Raw genomic sequence first — 21,076 nt, forward strand, 5'->3', positions numbered from 1 at the left:
GTCCGGCCCTTTCCCGTCTCCGGGCACGATGTTCCTCAGACGACGATGTTGTGGTTGCGGCGGAACACGTTCTGCGGATCCCAGAGCGCCTTGACCTCGCGCAGCCGCTGGAACGCCTCCGGCGCGAACATGCCGGGCACGGCGTCGGGCCGCTCGGTGTCGGCGAAGTTGCCGTACTCCGCGAGGCGCCCCGCGACGATCCGCTCCGTGTCAGCCGTCACCGTCGCGCGAGCGGCGTCGTCCAGCATCCCGGGGATGTCGAACGCGCCGGCCATCACGAACCACGTCGCGGAGCGTGCGGGGAAGGCCGTCTGCTCCTGGGGCACATCGCCGAACGCTCCGCCCAGCGAGCGGAGGAACACCACGGATGCAGGGTAGTCGCGGCGGAAGACGACGAGCCGTTCGATGAGGTCGTCGTCGAGATCGGCGAAGAGACCGTTGCCGCCGATGAACCCCGGAGGAGCCGGAGCATCGTCGCCCTCGGGCTGGGGCATCTCCATCAGGATGTCGCGGTACGCCGGCTCGGTCACCTCGGTGCGGACGCCGTCGAGCGAGGAGATGGGCTCGAGGATCGCCCGCAGCGCCTCCGCGTCCGGCGCGGCCCAGACCGCGGTCAAGCGCGCACCGGCCGGAGCGCTCGGGTCCATGGGGGGCACGTCCATGTAGGTGACGGTGAGCTCGCGCGGGGCGTCGCGCAGCACGTCGCGGGCGGCGCGGAGCACGGCTGCCGCATCCGCCTCGACGACGCTCTCCGAGAGGGCGATGCCGGGGAGCCGATGGGCCTGGAAGTCGAACCGGGTGACGACGCCGAAGTTGCCTCCGCCGCCCCGCAGCGCCCAGAAGAGGTCGGGATGCTCGGCGGTCGAGGTCTCGACGACCTCCCCGCTCGCTGTGACGACCTGCGCACCGACGAGCTGATCCGCGGCGAGACCCCAGGCCCGCACCATCCACCCGACGCCGCCGCCGAGGGTGAGACCCCCGACCCCGACGCTCGCGGTGTCGCCCGAGCTGAGGGCGAGCCCGTGCGCGGCGAGCGTCGCGGCGACAGCGCCCCAGACGGCGCCGCCGCCGACGCGGACCGCTGTGCCGTCGACCTCGATCGACGCGAGCTCTCCGAGCTCGAGGCGGATACCCGGCTCTGCGCCGTGCGACCAGGGGCCGTGCCCGCCCGAGACGACGGTGAGGGGCACGGCTTCCTGCGAGGCGCGGCGCACGAGCGCGGCGACCTCGGAGATGGTGGAGGGACGGTGGATGGCGGGCTGAGGGGATTCGACGTTGTCGACCATGACGACACCGTAGACCCGGCATCGGACATCGCGACAGAGGGGCGGTGCGCCGCCCCTCTGTCGCTCGCGCTCACCGCGTGATGTCCTGCACGACGCCCTTGGTCAGACGCAACCGTCTGGTCGCGCGCCGGGCGACCGCCGAGTCGTGCGTGACGACGATCATCGTGATCCCCTCCGCGCACAGCTCCTCGAGCAGATCGAGGATCCCGTCGCGCATGCCCTCGTCGAGATTGCCCGTCGGCTCGTCGGCGAGCAGCACCCGCGGCCGCTTCACGATCGCCCGCGCGATCGCCACCCGCTGCTGCTGCCCGCCCGACAGCTCGGCAGGACGGTGATCGCCGCGGTCCTCGAGCCCGACGTGCACGAGGGCGGCGGCGACACGGCTCCGCCGCTCCGCCACACCGAGTCCGAGCGGTTCCAACGCCATGTCGACGTTCTCCGACGCCGTCAGAGTCGGGATCAGGTTGAACCCCTGGAAGACGAACCCGATCTCCTGCGCCCTGATCCGGCCCAGCTCCGCCGGCGACGCCGACGACAGGTCCCTGCCGTCCAGCATCAGGCTGCCGTCGGTGGGGGTGTCGAGAGCACCGAGCAGCTGCAGGAGCGTCGACTTGCCTCCTCCGGTCGGTCCCTGGATGGTGACGAACTCGCCGGGGAGGATCTCCAGATCGACGCCCGTGAGGGCCTTCACGATGCGTCCCTTCTGCGTGTAGGTGCGTGTGACGCCGCTCGCGCGGTACAGCGGGTCGGGCTGGGCGGAATCGGGCCCTGCGGGGGCGAGGTCTGCCATGGTCATGTCGTTCTCCTTCTGCGATGTGTAGGGATGGGCCGCGGTGCCGCTCATGCGACGGAACGGAGCGCTTCGGCCGGACTCAGGCGCGCGGCGCGCCATCCGCCGAACGCGCCGGCGACGAGTCCGCCGAGGACGGCCAACCCGGCAGCGGCCACCAGCACCCAGGGGGTGAGCGGGGCCTGCAGCACGATGTCCGCGGCCTGCGTGGCCTGGAGCATCGGGCCTCCGCCGCCCGTGGGGCCCGCACCCATTCCACCCGGTGCGCCCTGGCCTGCTGCGGATGCACCGGCGGCCACAGTCGGCCGCAGCACGTTGATGAGCAGGATGCCGGCGAGACCGAGGACGAGCCCAGCGGCCCCGCCGATGAGACCCTGCACCATCGACTCGCCGGCGACCTGGCGCACGACGCGTCCGTTCGACCAGCCGATCGCCTTGAGAGTCCCGAACTCCCGAGTGCGCCTGCCGACACCCGAGAGCGTCAGGAGCACCGACAGCAGCACAGCCACGGCGAGCACGATGATCGACAGCCAGGAGCCGAGATTCGTGATCAGAGACGTTGCGTTCGACAGCGACCCGGAGACCGTGGCGGCGAGGTCGGACTGCGAGGAGACGGTCGCGTCGGGCAGCGCCTCCGCCAGGGCGGCCTGCACGTCGTCGATGGACGAAGCCGAGTCCGCCTGGACGTAGACGGTGGAGACGACGTCCTCGACGCCGGCGAGCTCCTGCGCGGTGTCGAGCGGGAGGTACACATCGGCGGCGGTGTCCGCCGTGCCGGAGGTGGAGGCGAGGATGCCGACGACCTCCACGTCCGACCCCGCGACGTCGATCGTGTCGCCGACGGCGATCTCCTCGGAGGTCGCGTAGGTGCTGTCCACGAGCGCGACCGGCTGGCCACTGTCGTCGGCCTCGAAGCCGCGGCCGCCCTCGATCTCGGCGGAGGCGAGCGGGCCGATCGCGGCAGCGCCGGGGTCGATGCCGAGCACGGTGAAGGAGTCGATCCCGAACGCTCCGCCGCCCGCTCCCCCGCCCTCGGGCGGAGCCTGCCCCGCGTCCGGCGCACTCCCGCTGTCGCCGTCCTGACCGCCGAAGCCGCCGCTCGGCACCTCCCCGGAGAAGGTGGAGTTGGTCAGGCTCAGAGCCCCGGTCGCGGCCGAGACGCCGTCGGTCTCCGCCACCGTGTCCAGGACCGATGCGTCGAGCGTGCCGCGCAGGAAGTCCGTCCGCAGCATCGACTGTGCGAGCGTCGTCGTGTCGCCGTCGGTCTCGCCCGCGTCGGCGTCGAACTCGAACCGCGGACCACCGCCTTCTCCGGGTTCCGCCGCCGCCCCGGTGACGGTGAGGTCGGTCCCGACGCCGTACACGGACTCCAGAGCCTGCGCCTGGGCGTCCCGCACACCGGCCGTCAGGGCGTTGACCACGATCACCAGCCCGATCGCGATGGCGAGCCCGATCGCCACGATCATCGTCTGCTTCTTGCGGCCGGCGAGTTCGCGCCGCAGATATCTTCCGTACATGTCTCTCCTCCTGCCGCGGTCGTCACGGCGTGGGATCGACGCTAGGAACGCCCGTTATGCGGATTCGAGGGGAGGATGATGAACACCCTATGGAACGACGCTCTCAGAGAATGCATAGCGCTCTCCATAGAAATTGCATAGGAGATTCCGCAGAATAGGGACATGACCAGCGACCTGCCCGAACTTCGCCGCCCCGATGGCTCTCCCCTGCGCATCCTCGCCGTCGACGACGAGCAGATGCTGACCGACCTGCTCGCCATGGCCCTGCGGATGGAGGGCTGGGAGGTGCGCACGGCATCGTCCGGGATGGAAGCACTCCAGGTGGCGCGCGAGTTCGAGCCCGACGCGCTCGTGCTCGACATCATGATGCCCGACCTCGACGGGATGTCGGTGCTCAAGCGCCTCCGCGAAGGCGGCAACCTCGTCTCCGTGCTCTTCCTCACCGCGAAAGACGCCGTCGGAGACCGGGTGGCCGGGCTCACCGCCGGTGGCGACGACTACGTCACCAAGCCGTTCAGCCTGGAGGAGGTGATCGCCCGACTCCGCGCGATCATCCGCCGCACCGGCCACGCCACCGCCGACGACGGCCAGTCGATCCTGCGGGTCGCGGACCTCACCCTCAACGAGGACAGCCACGAGGTCGTCCGCGACGGCACCGAGATCGAGCTGACGGCCACCGAGTTCGAGCTGCTCCGCTACCTCATGCGCAACGAGCGCCGGGTGCTGTCCAAAGCCCAGATCCTCGACCGCGTGTGGAGTTACGACTTCGGCGGCAAATCCTCGGTCGTCGAGCTCTACATCTCCTACCTGCGCAAGAAGATCGACGCCGGTCGCACTCCCCTGCTGCACACCGTCCGCGGGGTGGGTTACATGATCAAGGCTCCCCAGTGACCCCAGCGACGATGACGAGACGGCCGATGAGCCTGCAGACGCGGCTGATGACCGCCGTGATCGGGTTCGTGTCGCTGATCCTCATCATCGTCGCCGTCATCACCAGCGCCACCCTGGGCAGCACGATGGAGCGCCAGCTGGACCAGAAGCTCAACACCTACGCGCACCAGTGGACACAGCGAGCCGAGACCTTCTCGCCGTCCGACGCCACTGCGCAGAACATCCTGAACGGACGCTCCGTTCCCACTTCCGGGCTGCTCTTCGCCGTCGTCGGGCCGATCACGGGGTTCAGCGGCGTCACCGTCACCAACCCCTCGGGCGACGAGCTCACCGGAAGCCTCGAATCACTCGACCGGACTCAGTCCCAGCAGATCCTCACGGCGCTCGACGGCACCTCCGTCGCCACCGTCTCGCTCACCGGGCTCGGTTCCTACCGGATCATGGCCCTGCCTGCAGCGAACGGCGTCGTCGTCGTGACCGGGCTCCCTCGGGATGAGATCCAGAATCAGCTCACGCAACTGCTCACGGTGATCGCATTGGCCACGGTCGGCGGCCTGATCCTGCTCGCGCTCACGACCGCCATCACGATCCGAGTCGGTCTGCGTCCCCTCCGCGCGGTGGCGGCGACGGCGACGAGGGTCGCGAACCAGCAGCTCGCCCGCGGCGAGGTCAGCATCACGGAGCGGGTGCCGGCGTCCGAAGCCGATCCCCGCACCGAGACCGGTCTCGTGGGGGCGTCACTCAACAAGCTGCTCGATCACGTGGACAGCTCGCTCGCGGCGCGTCAGAAGAACGAGGAGCAGATGCGGCGGTTCGTGGCGGACGCGAGCCACGAGCTGCGCACACCGCTCGCCTCCATCCGCGGCTACTCCGAGTTGTCGCTGCGCGCACTGCGGCAGGCCCCGGACTCCGCGCAGAGCGGCGAGGTGATCGAGAGCACCACATCGTCGCTGGAGCGCATCCAGGCGCAGTCGCTGCGGATGACCCGGCTCGTCGAGGACCTGCTGCTCCTCGCCCGGCTCGATGAGGGGCGGGAGCTCGTGTACGGCACGATCGACCTGACACAGCTCGCTCTCGAAGGGCTCTCGGATGCGCGGCCGACCGCTGCCGACCACCACTGGAAGATCGATGTCCCCGACGAGCCCGTCACGATCGTCGGCGACGCGGGGAGGATGCACCAGGTGGTCGCGAATCTCCTGGCGAACGCCCGCACCCACACCCCGGCCGGCACGACCGTCACCCTGAGCGTCGCTCGGGAGGGCGATGATGCCGTGCTGCGGGTGCACGACGACGGTCCAGGGATCGACCCCGCGATCCGCGACGAGCTGTTCGCCCGGTTCGCGCGCGGAGACAGCTCTCGGGCGCGGCAGACCGGCGGCACCGGACTCGGCCTCGCGATCGTGAAGGCCATCGTCGAAGGGCACCACGGCTCCATCACGGTCGAGAGCGTGCCCGGCGACACCACCTTCACCGTGCGCATCCCCGTCGAACCCCCACCCGCCCCCGCTCGCGCCTGACCCCGTCCCGGCACGCCGCCACACGGCACACTCGCCGCCCCGGACACCTGTCGGCCCGGACACCCGTCGGCCCGGACACCCGTCGGCCCGGACACCCGTCGGCCCGGACACCCGTCGGCCCGGACACCCGTCGGCCCGGACACCCGTCGGGCGGGACACCTGTCGGGCGGGACACCCGTCGGCCCGGACACCCGTCGGCCCGGACACCTGTCGGACGGATGCCCGGATGTCGGGCCATTCCGTCTCGGTGTGCCCGACATCCGCGCCAACGCCCGACGTCCGTACGGGGCGGCAGCCGTTCGGCCCGACATCCGTACAGGTCGGCAGCCGTTCGGCCCGACATCCGTACGGCGGCAGCTGCCGGAGTGGCCGCTATCAGTCGCGTTCGCGGAGCCGCGCGATCGCCGCGAGGACCGCAGCCTCCACCACAGGCCACGAATGGACGATCTGCGCGTAGTCGAACCGCAGCGTCTCGTAGCCGAGCGCTGAAGCCAGAGCATCGCGCATCAGATCGCGGTGCCGTTTCTCCGGTGAGTCATGGTTGCCTTTGCCGTCGGCCTCGAGGATGAGCCGGCCTTCGAGCACGAAATCGACGCGACCGACGCCCCGGATCCGCACCTGGCAGTCCAGGCGGATGCCTCGCAGGTGAAGACGCAGTCGCAGCAGAGACTCCAGTCCGCTGTCGGCATCGGAACGCGCGAAGTCGACGAGCCAGCGCGCACGCGCCGGGAGGCGGGCCCGGATGCGTCGCCGCGCTGCGGAGGTGATCTTGCGCTGCGCGAGCGCCGACTCGAGGGCGGCGAAGAACGCCTCCTCTCCGCCGCACCGATGGACGTGGACCAGGACCTCCTCCAGGGGCGCCAGGCCGACGCCGGCGACACCGGCATCCCGGTGGACGACACAACCGCAACCGTGATGGTGAGCGCGGCCTCGCGCCCCGAGCCACACGTGTACGGCATCGGCAGGGATGAGGGTCCAGATCCCGTAGAGGCGCAGCGCGTGCGCACACGTGAGGGCACCGCCGTGCGCCGCGGCCTCGACGACCTGCGGGTCGGCCGTCGGCACGGCGAAGACGCCTGGCCTGATGCGCACGAGCGCACCCCGGTCGACCTCATCCGCTCTCATCCGCCGCGTGATGCCATACCTCCCGAGCAGGGTTCCCCGCACGACCCCACCGTGGTGGGCGGTCACACTGGCGGCGCTGAGCATCCCTCGATGCTGCCCGGTCCGCCCCTTCCGCTCAGCGGAAGAGGCCGGTTGTGGATGGAGAGCGCGAGTACGGTCCGCGGTGCAGGAGCGGTGGACGGGACACCTGTCGGACGGATGCGCGGATGTCGGCCCCGGAAGGGCTGTTCGGTCCGACATCCGTCCGCTCGCCCGACATCCGTCCCGCCGGACCGGGACGGGGAGCGAGACAGGGACGGGGACGGGGACGGGGACGGAGTCAGTAGCCGGCGAAGGCGTCGGTCGTGAGGGTGCGGGCCTTCTGCAGGGCCGGGGCGAGGTCGGCGATCAGGCGCGGCGGGCCCGAGATGAACGCGTGGCGGTCGGCGAGGTCGGGCACGGACCGCTCGAGGGTCTCGGCGTCGAGGCGCGCCCCCTGTCCCCAGGTCCAGTGCGCCGGGAGCTCGGCCGGATCGTCGCGCGTGAACACCACCGTGCGCACTCCTGTCGCAGCGAGCTCGTCGCGGAAGGCGAGCTCCGACGCGTCGGAGGCGACGTACACGAGCACCACGTCGCGCTGCTGTCCCGTCGCCTGCAGCTGCCGCAGCTGCGACACGAAGGGCGTCACGCCGATGCCCGCCGCGACCATCAGCACCGGCTGCTCACCGCGCGGGAGGATGAAGTCGCCCCAGGTCCCGGTGACCGCGAACGTCGCTCCCGGCTCCGCGGCGGCGAGGGCGCGCTTGTAGCTCGACGGGTGCTTCTGGTCACCGTTCTTGTAGGCGATGCGCAGCGTCGGCAGGTCAGCCGGAGCCGACACGATGCTGAACTCGCGGCGCGTGCCGCGGGCGTCGGGCCGACGATGCGGGACGTCCAGCTCGAGGTACTGCCCGGGGAGGAAGCGCACGCGCCCCTTCGCCCGGAAGGTGAGCTCCTGCGCCGTCGGAGTGACGAACCGCCGCCGCTCCAGCACGAGCCGCACGGATCCGCGCAGCGCGAAGGCGAACGCGACGAGGTTTCCGATCAGCAGGGCGCGCTCCTGCCCCAGCGTGAACAGACCGGCGATGGAGATCGGCCATCCGGCGAGCAGCCCGACCACGACGGCGACCACGATCTGCTGTCGACGGCGCGGGGGAAGCGTGAGCGGCTCGGAGAGCATGAACGCCCCGAGGAACAGGAACGGAGACTGGAGCACGGCGAACGGGAGCGCCGTCCACACGTCGAACGCGATGTCGAACTGCGCGGCCTGCACCGCCTGCCGGACGACCGACGTCGCGACCGCGACCAGCAGGAACACGGCCACCACCCGCACCTTCTCGGTGCGCCACAGCACGGCCAGGCCGAGGATCACGACCGGGATCGTCAGCACCGGGGTGCCCACCCACCACGACGATGACGTTCCCAGCCAGTCGAAGGCCCCGAACGCGCCCAGGATCGACACCACGGCGGCGCCGAACGCGGCCGGGTTGAAGATGTGGCGACCGCGCCAGGCGATCAGGTACTTCGAGACGCTCGCGACAGCACCGGCGATCGCGAGTCCGAGCAGTGCCGCCGGCTCGACCCCGGGGCGCAGCACGAACAACAGGATCAACGCCGTCACGAGCGAGGACTCGATGCGCCACGGAAGCCGGAGGATGCGCTGCGCGGCCGCGTCGACCGCCGAGATCACCGCCGCGAGCACGACGAAGGACGCGAGGAGTTCGAGCGGCGTCGGCGAGACGATCACGCCGAGGAGCGAGAGCACCAGCGCGATGACGGCCAGGGCGATCAGGGCGAAGAGCACGAGGCGGTACATCGACAGCGATCCGAGGACGGCGAGGACCCGCTGACGTGCGGCGGCGAAGGAGCTTTTCACGGTGTCCACTCTTCCTTAGTTGCCCGTGGATGTCGGAGCGCGTTCCGCGAGGAAGAGCTCGGCGGAGCACCCCGGTGAGCGCTGCACACGGCCGTCCGTGCTCATCCTGACCCATTCGACGCCCCACGCCGCGGCCAGTGCCGGCCCGCCGTCGAAGAAGAGCGCCGTCGCGGCGGCATCGGCCGTCATCGCCTCGGGTGCCAGCGCCCAGGTGGCCGCCCAGGTGCGGACCGGCTCACCCGTGCGCGCATCCAGCACGTGATGCAGGCCGTTCCCCCACGCGCGACGATTGGTCGCAGATGCACACAGCGCCCGATCCTGCACCTCGACGACGCCGATCGCCTTCTGCGGGTCGTAGGGATGCTCGAGGGCGATGCGCACCCCGGCTCCGCGCACGCGGATGTCACCGCCGGCGTCCACCACGAGGTCGCCGGGGACGTCGGTCAGCACCCCTGCGACGAGGTCGACGAGGCGTCCTTTCCCGAGTGCTCCGACGTCGAGGAGCGCCGGCACGGATGCCGTGACCTCGCCGCTCGTCCAGGAGACCCGCTCCTCCCAGGCATCCGGGGCTGCCACGGGCGCCCCCGGGACGAGCGAGTACGCGGCGTCGTACCCGAGCGCCGCCAGGCTGTCGGCGACGAGGGGATTGACCGCGCCAGCGGTCGCCCCGGAGAGCTCCCGGTACGCGTCGAGCATCGGCCCGGCGTCGCGGGAGACGATGCGTCCACCGTCACGGCCCAGTGCGCGCACCAGGGAGTCGGCGCGGAACCGCGACCACTCGCGATCGAAGCGGTCGATCTCGGCGGCGACGCGTCCCCGCGCCTCCTCGCCCAGCGGGTCGACGGTCTCGATCTCCCAGTGCGTTCCGATCGCCTCGAAGCGCCAGCTCGCCATGCGGCCTCAGGCGCCTAGGAGGCCGCCTGCTCCTTGATCGCGTCGACGGCGTCGTTGAACCCGCCGCTGGTGAGCGACGAGCCGGCCACACGACTCACGTTCAGCTCATCGATCGGCTTGCCCACCACCTCATCGGCGATCCCGTCGATGAACTCGCCCTGATAGCGCTCGGTCTCCGGGGCCTGCGGGTCGCCGGTCACCTCGACATCGGTCACGACGCCGTCCGCCAGGGTGAGCGTCACGGAGATCTGCTCCACCGTCTCCGGCGTCTGGTACGAGCCGTCGGCCGTGTAGGTGCCGTCGGCGTACGTCGCGGTCGCGTCGCCGCCGGACGACTCGGAAGAGGTGCCGGCGTCGGGCGTGCTGCCGCCGACGGTGTCGGCGTCACCCGCGTCGGCGGTGCCGGAGCATCCGGCGAGGACGAACAGACCCGCGATGCCCAGCAGCGCGGATCCCTTGCGGATAGAGGTCGGTACGGTCGTGCGGATCATGCTGGTCCTCCCGGCTCGGTGTCGTTCGACGGGCTCGTCGACTCCTCGACCGTAAGCACCGCTGCTATGCGCGGGCTGTGCCGTGACGATGGATCAGGCGTCTCCGCCGAACATGCTCGTCACGGAGCCGTCCTCGAACACCTCGTGGATGGCGCGCGCGAGCAGCGGAGCGATCGGCAGGATCGTCAGCTTGTCCCAGCGACGCGACTCGGTGAGCGGGATCGTGTCGGTGATGACGACCTCGTCGATCGACGCGTCCTGCAGCCGCTCAGAGGCCGGGTCGCTGAAGATCGCGTGCGTCGCCGCCACGATGACACGGTGCGCGCCGTTGGCCTTGAGGGCCTGCGCGGCCTTGACGATGGTCCCACCGGTGTCGATCATGTCGTCGACCAGGAGGCAGGTGCGTCCCTCGACGGCGCCGACGATCTCGTGCACGGAGACCTGGTTGGCCACCTTCGGGTCGCGACGCTTGTGGATGATCGCGAGCGGTGCGCCGAGGCTGTCCGACCAGGTGTCCGCCACGCGCACACGACCCATGTCGGGCGAGACGACGGTGAGGATCTCCCGGTCGGCCGGCGAGAGCGTGCGCTCGAAGTAGTCGAGCAGCACCGGCTTGGCGAAGAGGTGGTCGACGGGTCCGTCGAAGAAGCCCTGGATCTGCGCGGCGTGCAGGTCGACGCTCATCACGCGGTCGGCTCCGGCGGTCTTGAGCAGATCCGCGACGAGGCGGGCACTGATCGGCTCGCGGCCGCGGCCCTTCTTGTCCTGGCGCGAATACGGATAGTAGGGCGCGACCACGGTGATGCGCTTGGCGGAGGCCCGCTTGGCCGCATCGATCATGATGAGCGTCTCCATGAGCCACTCGTTGACCGGCTCGCCGAAGGTCTGCACGAGGAAGAGGTCGACGCCGCGGATCGACACCTCGAACCGGGCGTAGATCTCGCCGGATGCGAAGGTGCGGTGCTCGACAGGGGCGATCTCGGTGCCGAGGGCCTCGGCCACGGCCGCGGTCAGCTCGGGGTGCGAGCGCCCGCCGGCGACGACGAGTCGCTTCTTGGTCTTCGCGATGATTCCGGGGGCGACCCCGTTGTCACGATCCAGATCGACCGTCTTCTTCTTCCGGGCCATGCTCCGCCTATTCCGCCGAATTCTCCCGGGCTGCAGCGTCCGCCGCGCCCGTTCCTGCTCTGTTCTTCTCGACCCAGCCCTCGACATTGCGCTGGGGTGCGACGGTCATGGCCAGGGCTCCGGCCGGGACGTCCTTGCGGACCACCGCGCCGGCGCCGGTCTTCGCGCCTGCACCAAGCCTAACGGGCGCCACGAGCACCGTGTGCGACCCGGTGTGCACCTCGTCGCCGATCTCGGTGCGGTGCTTGTGCACGTCGTCGTAGTTGGCGGTGATGGTGCTCGCGCCGAGGTTGACGCCGCGTCCGATCGTCGCGTCGCCGACGTACGACAGGTGCGGCACCTTGCTGCCCTCGCCGATCTCGGCGTTCTTCGTCTCGACGTAGGCGCCGATCTTGCCCTTCGCCCCCAGGACCGTGCCCGGCCGGAGGAACGAGAACGGGCCCACCGTGGCCTCCGCGCCGATCACCGCGAGCGTCGCGTCGGTGCGGCGCACGACCGCGTCCTCCCCGACCTCGCAGTCCACGAGCGTCGTGTCGGGGCCGATGATCGCTCCGGGAGCGACGACGGTGGCCCGCAGGATCTGCGTGTTCGGGAGGATCGTCACGTCGGGCGAGAGCTTCGCGTCGTCATCGATCCAGGTGGTGGCCGGGTCGATCACGGTGACGCCTTCGAGCTGCCACCGGCGCACGATGCGCTGGTTGAGCAGACGGCCGACCTCGGCCAGCTGCGCGCGGTCGTTGACGCCGTAGGTGACGGTGACATCGGAGACGACGGAGGCGGCCACGCGGTCGCCGTCGCGCCGGAGCATCCCCGGCACATCGGTCAGGTACATCTCCCCCTGCGCGTTGTCGACGCCCACCTGCGGCAGGTAGGTGCGCAGCGTCTCGGCGCGGAAGGCGTACATGCCGGCGTTGATCTCGCGGACCGCTGCCTCCTCGGCGCTGGCATCCTTCTGCTCCACGACGCGGTCCACGCCGCCGTCGGCATCGCGGATGACCCTCCCGTAGCCGGTGGGGTCGTCGACCAGGGCCGTCATCAGCGTCGCGGGGGCGCCGGATTCCCGGTGCTCGGCGAGGAAGGCCGAGAGCGTGTCGGCGTCGGCCAGCGGGCAGTCGCCGGAGAGGACGAGCACATCACCGTCGAAGTCGGCGGGGAGAGCCTCCACGGCCACCTGGACCGCTCGACCCGTGCCGGGGATGTCGTCCTGATCGACGAACACCGCATCCGGATAGTCCTTCGCGAGGGCGGCGACCACCTGGTCGCGCTCGTGTCGCACGACCACCTCGATGTGCGCCGCCTGCAGCCGTGCCGCGGTGGTGAGCACGTGTCCGACGAGCGGACGCCCGCCGATCGGGTGCAGCACCTTGGGCAGGCGCGACTTCATGCGCGTTCCCTGGCCGGCGGCGAGGACGACGATGGCGAGATTGTTCCCAGTCATGCTCCGCCGCCAGGACTCGAACCTAGACCTCACAGCTCCAAAGGCTGTCGTGCTGCCATTACACCACGGCGGACCGCGACCCCCGCGAGGACGTCGCGGGGACAAGTCTGCCATGTCACGGCCGGGGTTCTGCTGACGCCGCGACGCGTCATGCGTCGGAAACACCCCCTCTGGAATGCTGATGCCATGAGCATCGTGATCGAACGCGTCGACGCCGCCACGCCCGCACTCGCGGCGTTCCTGGTCGCCCATCATGCGGAACTGGAGCCCACGGCCCCCGCGGAGAGTCGTCATGCCCTGGACATCGAGCGCCTGCTCGCGCCGGGGGTGCGCCTGTTCGTCGGGTCCGTCGAGGGCGCCCCCGTCGCCACCGGCGCTCTCGCCGCGGTGGAGGACGGGCACGAGGAGCTGAAGTCGATGCGGATCGACCCCGCGCTGCGCGGACGGGGGCTGGGCCGATCGATGCTGGCCCATCTGCTCGCTGATGCGCAGACGCGGGGCATCCGCCGACTGTCGCTGGAGACGGGCAGCGCGGAGTTCTTCGTCCCCGCGCGATCCCTGTACGCCTCGGCGGGTTTCCGGGAGTCCGGCCCCTTCGGCCGCTATCGCGCCGATCCGCACAGCACGTTCATGACGCTGACGCTGCCCGCGTCGGTGCCGGAGACGCCGCACGCGGGATAATGATCGGATGAGCGAGGTGGATGAGGTCGACCGGATCGTCGGTGCGTGGAACACGCAGCGCCCTGACCTCGACTTCTCCCCCTTGGAGGTGCTGTCGCGGATGGACCGGCTCTCCCGCCACCTCGACCGGGCCCGTCGCGAGGTGTTCCGCCGCAGCGATCTCGAGCATTGGGAGTGGGACGTGCTGTCCGCGCTGCGCCGAGCGGGCGCGCCCTTCCAGCTCTCGCCCAAGCAGCTGCTGCAGCAGACCCTGGTCTCGAGCGGCACCATGACCAACCGGATCGATCGTCTCGTCGGACGCCGCTTCGTGCGCCGGGAAGCCGATCCCGGAGACGGGCGCAGCGTGCTGGTGACCCTCACCGACGACGGCCGGATGCGCGTGGACGCCGCCATCACCCGCCTGGTCGACGTCGAGGCCGATCTGCTCCAGGCTCTCTCGCGTGCCGACCGCGATCGCCTCGCCGGGCTGCTGCGCAAGCTCAGTCTGAGCTTCGACGCCTGAGCCCGACGGTGCTCAGCCGGCCGGCGCCAACAGCAGCCGCCGGTTCTTCTCCGGCACCCCGGCCGGAAGACCGGCGACGATCTCCGCGACGGTGACTCCGGCCAGAGACGCGCGCCAGGCTTCGTGAGCCCGCCGCATGACCGCGGCGAGCGCGCATGGTCGCGTGCAGTCCTCCGGCCGGGCGGCTCCTCGCCCCTGCTGGCGGATCTCCCGGCAGACGTAGGGATCGGCGGCGCCGTCGACGGCCACGACGAGGTCGAGGATGCTGATCCGCTCCGGCTCTCTCGCCAGCCGGAATCCGCCGCGCGGTCCGGTGCTGCCGGTGAGCACTCCCGCGCGCACGAGCTTGGCCAGCTGCTTCGACAGGTAGGGACCCGGGACGCCGAAGTGCTCGGCCAGCTGCGCGCCGGAGACGGTGGTACCGGCGGGGAGCTGCGCGATCACCGTGACGGTGTGCAGCACCCACTCGGAGGTCTCCGGAAGTTTCATTTGCCCAGCCTATCCTCGGAGCCTTATTGTGGACATCTAATATCCATGATTAAGGAGTGGACATGCGCATCGCAGTGGCTGGCGGAACAGGACGGATCGGCGGGCTGGTCGTGACGGAGCTGGCGCGCCGCGGACACGAGGCGGTGTCGCTGAGCCGCGGCGCCGGCATCGACCTCCTCACCGGGGTCGGGCTCCGCCAGCGCCTCGAAGGAGTGGACGCGGTGATCGACGCGACCAATCCCCCCGTCGCCGACATCGCCGAGGCCGAGCACGCCTTCGCGACGATCACCCGCAACCTCCTCACTGCGGAAACGGAGACGGGCGTGCGCCACCATGTCGCCCTGTCGATCGCCGCGCTCGACGCCGTCGCCGGCAACCCCCACTACTACGGCAAACGAGCGCAGGAGCGCGAGGTCGCCGCGGGGTCCGTTCCCTTCACGATCGTGCGGGCGACGCAGTTCCACGACTTCCCCGCGATGATCGCCGAATGGACCGTCGTCGACGGCGAGGCGATCGTCCCGCCGTTGCTGGTGCAGCCCATCGCCCCGGCGGACGTCGCCGCCGCACTCGTGGAAACCGCCCTCGACGCGCCGCTCTCCGCATCGTTCGACATCGCCGGCCCGCGGACCGAGGACGCGGTCGACATGGCGCGGCGCACCTTCACCGCGCGAGGCACGGACCTTCCGCTGCGTGCCTCCTGGCAGGGTGCCGCCCTCGGCGTCGAATTCGCCGGCGAGGTCCTGATCCCCGCGCCGGGCACGCGCCTCGCGCCCACCTCGTTCGACGAGTGGCTCGCCGCCGGAGCGCGCTGACCGAAGGCCACGGAGCGGCGGGTCGGCCGGCACACGTCGCCTAGGGTGGGAGGGTTCCTGTCGCGACCAGCGACCCTGTCCCCCGGAGGCCGATCGATGGGTATGCCCTCCCCGCTCCCGGTGCGCGACGGCGTCGGCGCCACGCGCCTGCACGTGCCGCTCACGGGCGAGTGGCCCACCGTGGCCGACTACATGATCGACCGGTTCTTCCACCTCGATCCCGATCGCCTGCGGGCCCGCTTCGACCGGGGCGAGATCGTGGCAGCGGACGGCTCCGCGGTGGCGCTCGACGCCCCGATCGGGAGCGTCGAGTTCATCTGGTACTACCGCGAGCCTCCCGCCGAGCAGCGCATCCCGTTCGAGATCGACGTCCTGCATCAGGACGACCACCTCCTCGTCGTCGACAAACCGCACTTCCTCCCCACCACCCCGGGCGGCCGGTACTTGCAGAACTCGGCGCTGGTGCGGCTGCGCAACCTGCTCGACAACCCGGAGCTGGCCCCGATGCACCGCCTGGATCGGGCCACAGCCGGCCTGCTCATGTTCTCCACGCGGCCGGCGACCAGAGGCGCCTACCAGCTCCTGTTCGAGAATCGCCAGGTGCGGAAGGTCTACGAGGCCGTCTCCGCCCGGCCCCAGAACTGGGACCCGTCGGCACTGCCGCTGGTGTACCGGAATCACATCGAGAAGCTGCGCGCTCAGGTGCGCGTCCAGGTCGACACCGAGCGCGAGCCGAACGCGGAGACCAGGGTGGAGCTCATCTCCGCCGACGACCGGGTCGTGCACACGCTGCTCCGCCCGCACAGCGGCAAGATGCACCAGCTGCGCGTGCACCTCGCCGCTCTCGGACTGGGGATCCTGAACGACCCCTTCTACCCCGTGCTGCACCCGGAGCAGCCGGACGACTTCGACCATCCGCTCCAGCTGCTCGCCCGCGAGCTGCGCTTCACCGACCCGCTCAGCGGCGAGGAGCGCGTGTTCCGCACGCGGCGGAGCCTCCAGGAGGCCCCGGCCGGAGGGACGCCCGTCAGCGGCGCATGACCTTGCGGGCCAGCCGCGTGCCGAGGAGCTGCACGAGATGGACGAAGACCACGATGAGGATGATGGCCGCCCACATGACGAGCGGCTCGAACTGCCGGAACCCGTAGATCTGCGCGAAGGCGCCGAGCCCGCCGCCGCCGATGAGTCCCGCCATCGCCGTCATGTCGATCAGGGCCACCACGATGAACGTGTAGCCCAGGATGAGCGGTCCCAGGGACTCGGGGATCGCGACCGTGAACAGGATCCGCCAGGGCCCCGCCCCCATGGCTCTGGCCGCCTCGATGACTCCGGGGGAAACGGACACCAGGTGCTGCTCCACGATGCGCCCGATCGCGAACGCCGCAGCCAGGCCGATGATGAACGCCCCGGCGGTGGTCCCGATGCCGCTGCCCACGACGAGCCGCGCGAACGGCTGGGCCACAGCCATGAAGATGACGAAGGGGATCGGACGGAAGAAGTTCACCGCGAAATTGATGAGGCCCGAGACGAAGCGGTTCGGCATCAGACCGCCGGGACGGGTCACATACAGCAGCACGCCCACTGCCAGCCCGAGGATACCGCCGAGGACGAGCGCGAACGACGTCATGTACAGGGTCTCGAGCGCGGCCTGCCAGAACTCGGGCCACAGTTCGTTCAGCCGATCCATCAGCGGACCTCCTCTCCGGCGATGACGGTGACTTCGACCCGCTCAGCGATGCGCGCGAGTGCCTGGTCGATCGCCGCGCGGTCACCCCGGATGGCGAGCGTCAGGTGCCCGAAGGCCCGGCCACGGATGCCGTTGATCCCGCCGTAGACGAGCTCGAAGTCGAGGCCGGCCGACGCGAGATCGAGGAAGACCTGAGCCTGGGACGAGTCCCCGTCGCGGAACGACAGCGTGACCAGACGGCCCGTGTGCCGGTCGCGCAGCACGGCGAGCTCCGACGGGGACGGGACCCCCTTCACCACCGTTCCGACGAACCGCTGCGACGCCGGGTTCTGCGGAGCGGAGAAGACGTCGAACACGTCGCCCTGCTCGATGACGCGGCCGTTCTCCATCACGGCGACCCGCGTCGCGATGGTCTGAATCACGTCCATCTCATGCGTGATCACCACGATCGTGACGCCCTGCTCCTCGTTCACGCGCTTGAGCAGGTCGAGCACCTCATGCGTGGTCTGCGGGTCGAGCGCGCTGGTGGCTTCGTCGGCGAGGAGGATCGCCGGCTTGGTCGCGAGCGCACGGGCGATGCCCACACGCTGCTTCTGCCCGCCGGACAGCTGCTCCGGATACGCCTTCGCCTTGTCCGAGAGCCCGACGAAGGAGAGCAGCTCCGTCACGCGGGCCTCGATGTCCGGCTTCGACCACCCTGCGAGCTTGAGCGGATAGGCGATGTTGGCCTTGACGCTGCGCGAGGAGAACAGGTTGAACTGCTGGAAGATCATCCCGATCCCGCCGCGAACCGGACGCAGTTCGCTCTCCTTCAGCGCCGTGATGTCGACGCCGTCGACAGTGATGGTGCCGTGCGTCGCGGGCTCGAGCGCGTTGATGAGACGCACGAGGGTCGACTTCCCGGCGCCGGAATAGCCGATGATGCCGAAGACGTCGCCCTTGTCGATCGAGAGGGTGACGTCATCGACGGCGACGATCTCACGATCGCCGTGGGCGCGGGCGGGATAGGTCTTGGAGACGTTCGTCAGGGTGACGATCGGCATGTGCTGCTCCGGTCTGGCTCTCGGGAAACGGAGAATCGGGCGGCGCGGGATGCGCCACCCGATTCTCCCTCATCGGACAGGGGGTGGGTTTCACCCCTCTGTCGTCTACTTCTCGGCGTCGGCGTCCTTCTGGACCTTCTCCAGCGAGGCGACGAGGTCCTCCACCGGGGTCTGCAGCGGCACGGCCGTGTCGCCCGACGACTCCAGCAGACCGGCCTGCACGTCTTCGTTCGTCTGGAAGATCTCGACCAGCTTGAGGTACGTCTCGTTGTCGGCATCCTCGGCGCGCGCAGCGAAGATGTTCACGTACGGGAGGGCGTTCGGGTCTTCCGGGTCGTCCTGCGCGATCGCGTCGTCGAAGGTCAGCCCTGCATCCTCGACGAAATCGTTGTTGATGATCGCGGCCGCGACATCCGGGAGCGAGGTCGGGATGAGAGCGCCCTCGAGTGCGGTCACCTTCACCTTCGACTTGTCCGCATCGATGTCGGCGAGATCGGAGTACGGCGTGCCGCCGCTCTTGAGCTCGAGGAGGCCCGCCTGCTGCAGGACGTTGAGCGCGCGCGCCTGGTTCGAGGCGTCGTCCGGCACGGCGACCGTGTCGCCCTTCTTGATGTCGTCGACGTCGTCGTACTTCGTCGAGTACAGGCCGAGCGGGTAGATGGCGGTCGATCCGATGGGCGTGAGGTCGGAACCCGAGGCGTTGTTGTACTCCGCGAGGTAGACGATGTGCTGGAACTGGTTGAGGTCGATCTCGCCCTCGGTCAGCGCCGGGTTCGGCTGCTCATAGGAGCCGAAGTCGACGAGCTCGACCGTGATGCCCTCCTCCGCGGCCGCCTCGACGAAGGGCGCCCACTGCGCGTCGCCCTTCCCGACGACACCGATCTTGACGGTCTCGTTCCCGGAACCGCCGTCGCCGGAGCCGGCGTCGGTCGAGGTGGCGCACCCGGCGAGGGCGACGAAAAGCGGGACCGCGGCGAGCGCGGCGAGAACGGAGGTGGTGCGGCGTGACATGTGTAGGAGTTCCTCTCTTGGGGGACTCGAATACGTTAGGCAGGCTCGACCGTCCGCGCGGAATCGCGTCGTCACACGGCGTCACAGCCGTCCGATTCCTGCTAGTCGTAGTCCTCGATGCCCTGCAGGCGCACCTGCTCGAGATCGAGCCGGGCGGAGATCCTCCGGACCACGATGTCGTCGACGGTCCCCGAGCCTCGCAAGCCGAGCAGCACTTCGCGCTTGCGGTCGATGAGCGCGAGCTTGAGCCGCGTGTGCTCCTCGTGCCGGATGAGAGGCGAACGCTGTGCGAGGTCCACGTCCTCCGAGGTCGCGATCATCTGCAGCACGGTGCCGTCTGCGGAATCGTCCGTCGACACGGAGACACCGCCGTCCGCATCGCCGCCGTCTCCGCCGCCGATCCCGATGGGGTCCGGCTGGCCGAGCATCTCGTCGAGCGCGTCGGCCTCGGCGTCCACGAGAGCCTGCTCGCGAGCGAGAGTGCGGGCGTTCGCGAATTCCAGGTTCTGATAGCCCTCGGCGCGCACCCGGTCGCGGACCTCCTGTCCGATGCCGTGCTCGGCTGCGAGGTCGTCGAGGGCGGCCAGCGCCGCACCGGAGATCGCCCGCTCGGCGAGCTCGTACTCCTCGGCTTCGGCGTGGTCGGCGGGGAAGCGTGCCCACCGTACGAGCGCAGGGAGGAAGGGGGCCTGAACGAGCAGGCTGAGCAGGATGACGCCCGCCGTCACGAAGACGATCTCGTCGCGTCCGCCGACTCCGCCGCCCTCCGACAGGGAGGCGGGCACGGACAGGGCGATCGCGAGGGAGACGGCTCCCCTCATCCCGGCGATCGTGGAGACCGCCCGCGCCCTGGCTCGCGCACCGGGCGCCGGCCGCACCTCGGGTCGACGCTGGAACGGCGTGTTCATGAGCTGGAACACATACCGGACGACGAGCAGCGTCGCCCACACGGCGAGCGTGATCAGCACGAGACGACCGATCGCCGCGGCCGAGATCTCGTGGACGACGTACTGCACCTCGAGGCCGATGAGCACGAACAGGGCCCCGTTGAGCAGGAACACCCCGAACGGCCAGGCGGCATCGGCCTGCCTGCGGGAGGAGGCCGTGGTCACGCGCGGGGCGAACCACGCGACGATGAGACCGGCCACGACCACGGCCAGCACGCCGGACGCGTGCACGATCTCGGCGAGCAGGAAGGCCGTGAACGGGATCAGCAGCAGGGTCACGTTGATCACGATCGTCGACGAGACCCGACGCAGGAGGAGGTATCCGAGCGCCGCGACGACGACGCCGGCGGCGACCCCGCCGACATACGAGATCAGCACGTCGACCGTCACCGACAGCGGGGTGATCTGGCCGCCGAGCGCGAGCGACACCGCGATGGCGTACAGGACGAGCGCCGTGCCGTCGTTGGTCAGGCTCTCGGCCTTGAGCTTCATGAACATGCGCCGCGGCAGCAGACGACCCAGTGCGGCGACGGCCGTGGCGTCCGGCGGGGCGACCGCCGCGCCGAGGATGAGCGCGATCTCCCATGGCATGCCGAAGAGCACTCCGATGCCGGCGACCGCGAACGCGGAGGCGACCACCAGCACCGTGCTCATCGGGAGGATGTATCGGAAGTCACGGCGGATCGACCGCAGCGATGTGGTCAGGCTCTCCCAGAAGAGCATCACGGGGAGGAACAGCAGCAGGACCGTCTCCGGGGGCAGCTGGACCTCGCGCAGCTGCGGCACGAAGCCGAGGAGCAGCCCGAAGATGACGAGGACGAGGGGCAGCGCGAGACGCACGCGCGGGGCGATCAGGGTTCCGACGAGGATCGTGAGTCCGAGCAGGACTGTTACTTCGAGGCCTTCCATCTCTACCTCCCAACAGCGGTAGGA

General features: G+C 70.2%; 20 protein-coding genes and 1 tRNA gene. 6 read left to right on the forward strand and 15 right to left on the reverse strand.

Annotated features, from left to right (window positions below; all coding sequences use genetic code 11):
• Positions 1–35: 35 nt before the first annotated feature.
• The 3 genes from CSX12_RS12585 to CSX12_RS12595 form a co-directional block, all read right to left on the reverse strand.
• Positions 36–1,286: an FAD-binding protein gene (locus tag CSX12_RS12585; protein ID WP_124896005.1), complete on the reverse strand. Its 1,251-nt coding sequence runs from the start codon at positions 1,284–1,286 to the stop codon at positions 36–38.
• A 70-nt stretch (positions 1,287–1,356) separates the two neighbouring features.
• The gene (locus CSX12_RS12590) at positions 1,357–2,082 is read right to left on the reverse strand and encodes an ABC transporter ATP-binding protein (protein WP_206427086.1); all 726 of its coding nucleotides are present in this window, start codon (positions 2,080–2,082) and stop codon (positions 1,357–1,359) included.
• Positions 2,083–2,126: 44 nt separating this feature from the next.
• Positions 2,127–3,593 (reverse strand): ABC transporter permease, encoded by a 1,467-nt coding sequence (locus CSX12_RS12595; RefSeq protein WP_124896006.1) that lies wholly within the window; start codon positions 3,591–3,593, stop codon positions 2,127–2,129.
• A gap of 162 nt (positions 3,594–3,755) precedes the next feature.
• On the opposite strand from CSX12_RS12595, the gene CSX12_RS12600 reads away from it, so the two are divergent.
• Positions 3,756–4,484 carry a response regulator transcription factor gene (locus CSX12_RS12600; protein ID WP_124896007.1) on the forward strand — a complete coding sequence of 243 codons (729 nt, stop codon included), beginning with the start codon at positions 3,756–3,758 and terminating at the stop codon, positions 4,482–4,484.
• Between the two features lie 26 nt (positions 4,485–4,510).
• A complete protein-coding gene (locus tag CSX12_RS12605) occupies positions 4,511–6,001 on the forward strand; it encodes an ATP-binding protein (RefSeq protein WP_124896008.1) in 1,491 nt (496 codons plus the stop codon).
• A gap of 375 nt (positions 6,002–6,376) precedes the next feature.
• Here the strand turns inward: CSX12_RS12605 and CSX12_RS12610 are convergent, their stop codons facing one another.
• The 7 genes from CSX12_RS12610 to CSX12_RS12640 all read right to left on the reverse strand — a co-directional run bounded on the left by CSX12_RS12610 (position 6,377) and on the right by CSX12_RS12640 (position 13,044).
• Complete coding sequence (locus CSX12_RS12610) at positions 6,377–7,210, reverse strand: DUF559 domain-containing protein (RefSeq protein WP_017202560.1); 834 nt, start codon at positions 7,208–7,210, stop codon at positions 6,377–6,379.
• Positions 7,211–7,445: 235 nt separating this feature from the next.
• Complete coding sequence (locus CSX12_RS12615; RefSeq protein WP_124896009.1) at positions 7,446–9,020, reverse strand: flavodoxin reductase; 1,575 nt, start codon at positions 9,018–9,020, stop codon at positions 7,446–7,448.
• A 15-nt stretch (positions 9,021–9,035) separates the two neighbouring features.
• Positions 9,036–9,914 carry an FAD:protein FMN transferase gene (locus CSX12_RS12620; RefSeq protein ID WP_124896010.1) on the reverse strand — a complete coding sequence of 293 codons (879 nt, stop codon included), beginning with the start codon at positions 9,912–9,914 and terminating at the stop codon, positions 9,036–9,038.
• A gap of 14 nt (positions 9,915–9,928) precedes the next feature.
• On the reverse strand, positions 9,929–10,405 hold the full coding sequence (locus CSX12_RS12625; RefSeq protein WP_124896011.1) for an FMN-binding protein: 477 nt from the start codon (positions 10,403–10,405) through the stop codon (positions 9,929–9,931).
• Positions 10,406–10,498: 93 nt separating this feature from the next.
• Positions 10,499–11,533, reverse strand: a complete 1,035-nt coding sequence (locus CSX12_RS12630; RefSeq protein WP_017202564.1) for a ribose-phosphate diphosphokinase — start codon at positions 11,531–11,533, stop codon at positions 10,499–10,501.
• A gap of 7 nt (positions 11,534–11,540) precedes the next feature.
• Positions 11,541–12,971 carry a bifunctional UDP-N-acetylglucosamine diphosphorylase/glucosamine-1-phosphate N-acetyltransferase GlmU gene (gene glmU / locus CSX12_RS12635; protein WP_124896012.1) on the reverse strand — a complete coding sequence of 477 codons (1,431 nt, stop codon included), beginning with the start codon at positions 12,969–12,971 and terminating at the stop codon, positions 11,541–11,543.
• Position 12,972: 1 nt separating this feature from the next.
• Positions 12,973–13,044: transfer RNA gene (locus CSX12_RS12640), tRNA-Gln, on the reverse strand.
• A gap of 113 nt (positions 13,045–13,157) precedes the next feature.
• Here CSX12_RS12640 and CSX12_RS12645 point away from each other — a divergent pair.
• A complete protein-coding gene (locus CSX12_RS12645) occupies positions 13,158–13,652 on the forward strand; it encodes a GNAT family N-acetyltransferase (protein WP_124896013.1) in 495 nt (164 codons plus the stop codon).
• Between the two features lie 7 nt (positions 13,653–13,659).
• On the forward strand, positions 13,660–14,154 hold the full coding sequence (locus CSX12_RS12650) for a MarR family transcriptional regulator (protein WP_017202567.1): 495 nt from the start codon (positions 13,660–13,662) through the stop codon (positions 14,152–14,154).
• A 12-nt stretch (positions 14,155–14,166) separates the two neighbouring features.
• Here the strand turns inward: CSX12_RS12650 and CSX12_RS12655 are convergent, their stop codons facing one another.
• Positions 14,167–14,643: an Rrf2 family transcriptional regulator gene (locus tag CSX12_RS12655; RefSeq protein WP_124896014.1), complete on the reverse strand. Its 477-nt coding sequence runs from the start codon at positions 14,641–14,643 to the stop codon at positions 14,167–14,169.
• A gap of 62 nt (positions 14,644–14,705) precedes the next feature.
• On the opposite strand from CSX12_RS12655, the gene CSX12_RS12660 reads away from it, so the two are divergent.
• Together CSX12_RS12660 and CSX12_RS12665 are read left to right on the forward strand one after the other, a co-directional pair.
• Complete coding sequence (locus CSX12_RS12660) at positions 14,706–15,455, forward strand: NAD(P)H-binding protein (protein ID WP_124896015.1); 750 nt, start codon at positions 14,706–14,708, stop codon at positions 15,453–15,455.
• A 102-nt stretch (positions 15,456–15,557) separates the two neighbouring features.
• A complete protein-coding gene (locus CSX12_RS12665) occupies positions 15,558–16,496 on the forward strand; it encodes a pseudouridine synthase (protein WP_206427165.1) in 939 nt (312 codons plus the stop codon).
• On the opposite strand, the gene CSX12_RS12670 is transcribed toward CSX12_RS12665, so the two are convergent.
• The 4 genes from CSX12_RS12670 to CSX12_RS12685 form a co-directional block, all read right to left on the reverse strand.
• Positions 16,483–17,142, reverse strand: a complete 660-nt coding sequence (locus CSX12_RS12670) for a methionine ABC transporter permease (RefSeq protein ID WP_017202571.1) — start codon at positions 17,140–17,142, stop codon at positions 16,483–16,485. The genes CSX12_RS12665 and CSX12_RS12670 overlap by 14 nt on opposite strands.
• A complete protein-coding gene (locus tag CSX12_RS12675) occupies positions 17,142–18,185 on the reverse strand; it encodes a methionine ABC transporter ATP-binding protein (protein WP_124896017.1) in 1,044 nt (347 codons plus the stop codon). Before CSX12_RS12675 ends, CSX12_RS12670 begins: the two co-directional genes overlap by 1 nt.
• 105 nt (positions 18,186–18,290) lie before the next feature.
• On the reverse strand, positions 18,291–19,196 hold the full coding sequence (locus CSX12_RS12680; RefSeq protein ID WP_017202573.1) for a MetQ/NlpA family ABC transporter substrate-binding protein: 906 nt from the start codon (positions 19,194–19,196) through the stop codon (positions 18,291–18,293).
• A 101-nt stretch (positions 19,197–19,297) separates the two neighbouring features.
• Complete coding sequence (locus tag CSX12_RS12685) at positions 19,298–21,052, reverse strand: Na+/H+ antiporter (protein WP_124896018.1); 1,755 nt, start codon at positions 21,050–21,052, stop codon at positions 19,298–19,300.
• Positions 21,053–21,076 lie beyond the last annotated feature (24 nt).

Source organism: Microbacterium sp. Y-01 (assembly GCF_003856715.1).
Lineage (GTDB): Bacteria > Actinomycetota > Actinomycetes > Actinomycetales > Microbacteriaceae > Microbacterium > Microbacterium algeriense.

What these genes read in the sequence shown, in the direction of transcription:
- glmU (WP_124896012.1), bottom strand. Translation starts at nt 12,971, where the DNA reads ATGACTGGGAACAATCTCGCCATCGTCGTCCTCGCCGCCGGCCAGGGA.
- CSX12_RS12585 (WP_124896005.1), bottom strand. Translation starts at nt 1,286, where the DNA reads ATGGTCGACAACGTCGAATCCCCTCAGCCCGCCATCCACCGTCCCTCC.
- CSX12_RS12595 (WP_124896006.1), bottom strand. Translation starts at nt 3,593, where the DNA reads ATGTACGGAAGATATCTGCGGCGCGAACTCGCCGGCCGCAAGAAGCAG.
- CSX12_RS12605 (WP_124896008.1), top strand. Translation starts at nt 4,511, where the DNA reads ATGAGCCTGCAGACGCGGCTGATGACCGCCGTGATCGGGTTCGTGTCG.
- CSX12_RS12610 (WP_017202560.1), bottom strand. Translation starts at nt 7,210, where the DNA reads ATGCTCAGCGCCGCCAGTGTGACCGCCCACCACGGTGGGGTCGTGCGG.
- CSX12_RS12680 (WP_017202573.1), bottom strand. Translation starts at nt 19,196, where the DNA reads ATGTCACGCCGCACCACCTCCGTTCTCGCCGCGCTCGCCGCGGTCCCG.
- CSX12_RS12660 (WP_124896015.1), top strand. Translation starts at nt 14,706, where the DNA reads ATGCGCATCGCAGTGGCTGGCGGAACAGGACGGATCGGCGGGCTGGTC.
- CSX12_RS12600 (WP_124896007.1), top strand. Translation starts at nt 3,756, where the DNA reads ATGACCAGCGACCTGCCCGAACTTCGCCGCCCCGATGGCTCTCCCCTG.
- CSX12_RS12630 (WP_017202564.1), bottom strand. Translation starts at nt 11,533, where the DNA reads ATGGCCCGGAAGAAGAAGACGGTCGATCTGGATCGTGACAACGGGGTC.
- CSX12_RS12670 (WP_017202571.1), bottom strand. Translation starts at nt 17,142, where the DNA reads ATGGATCGGCTGAACGAACTGTGGCCCGAGTTCTGGCAGGCCGCGCTC.
- CSX12_RS12620 (WP_124896010.1), bottom strand. Translation starts at nt 9,914, where the DNA reads ATGGCGAGCTGGCGCTTCGAGGCGATCGGAACGCACTGGGAGATCGAG.
- CSX12_RS12655 (WP_124896014.1), bottom strand. Translation starts at nt 14,643, where the DNA reads ATGAAACTTCCGGAGACCTCCGAGTGGGTGCTGCACACCGTCACGGTG.
- CSX12_RS12590 (WP_206427086.1), bottom strand. Translation starts at nt 2,082, where the DNA reads ATGACCATGGCAGACCTCGCCCCCGCAGGGCCCGATTCCGCCCAGCCC.
- CSX12_RS12625 (WP_124896011.1), bottom strand. Translation starts at nt 10,405, where the DNA reads ATGATCCGCACGACCGTACCGACCTCTATCCGCAAGGGATCCGCGCTG.
- CSX12_RS12675 (WP_124896017.1), bottom strand. Translation starts at nt 18,185, where the DNA reads ATGCCGATCGTCACCCTGACGAACGTCTCCAAGACCTATCCCGCCCGC.
- CSX12_RS12665 (WP_206427165.1), top strand. Translation starts at nt 15,558, where the DNA reads ATGCCCTCCCCGCTCCCGGTGCGCGACGGCGTCGGCGCCACGCGCCTG.
- CSX12_RS12645 (WP_124896013.1), top strand. Translation starts at nt 13,158, where the DNA reads ATGAGCATCGTGATCGAACGCGTCGACGCCGCCACGCCCGCACTCGCG.
- CSX12_RS12685 (WP_124896018.1), bottom strand. Translation starts at nt 21,052, where the DNA reads ATGGAAGGCCTCGAAGTAACAGTCCTGCTCGGACTCACGATCCTCGTC.
- CSX12_RS12650 (WP_017202567.1), top strand. Translation starts at nt 13,660, where the DNA reads ATGAGCGAGGTGGATGAGGTCGACCGGATCGTCGGTGCGTGGAACACG.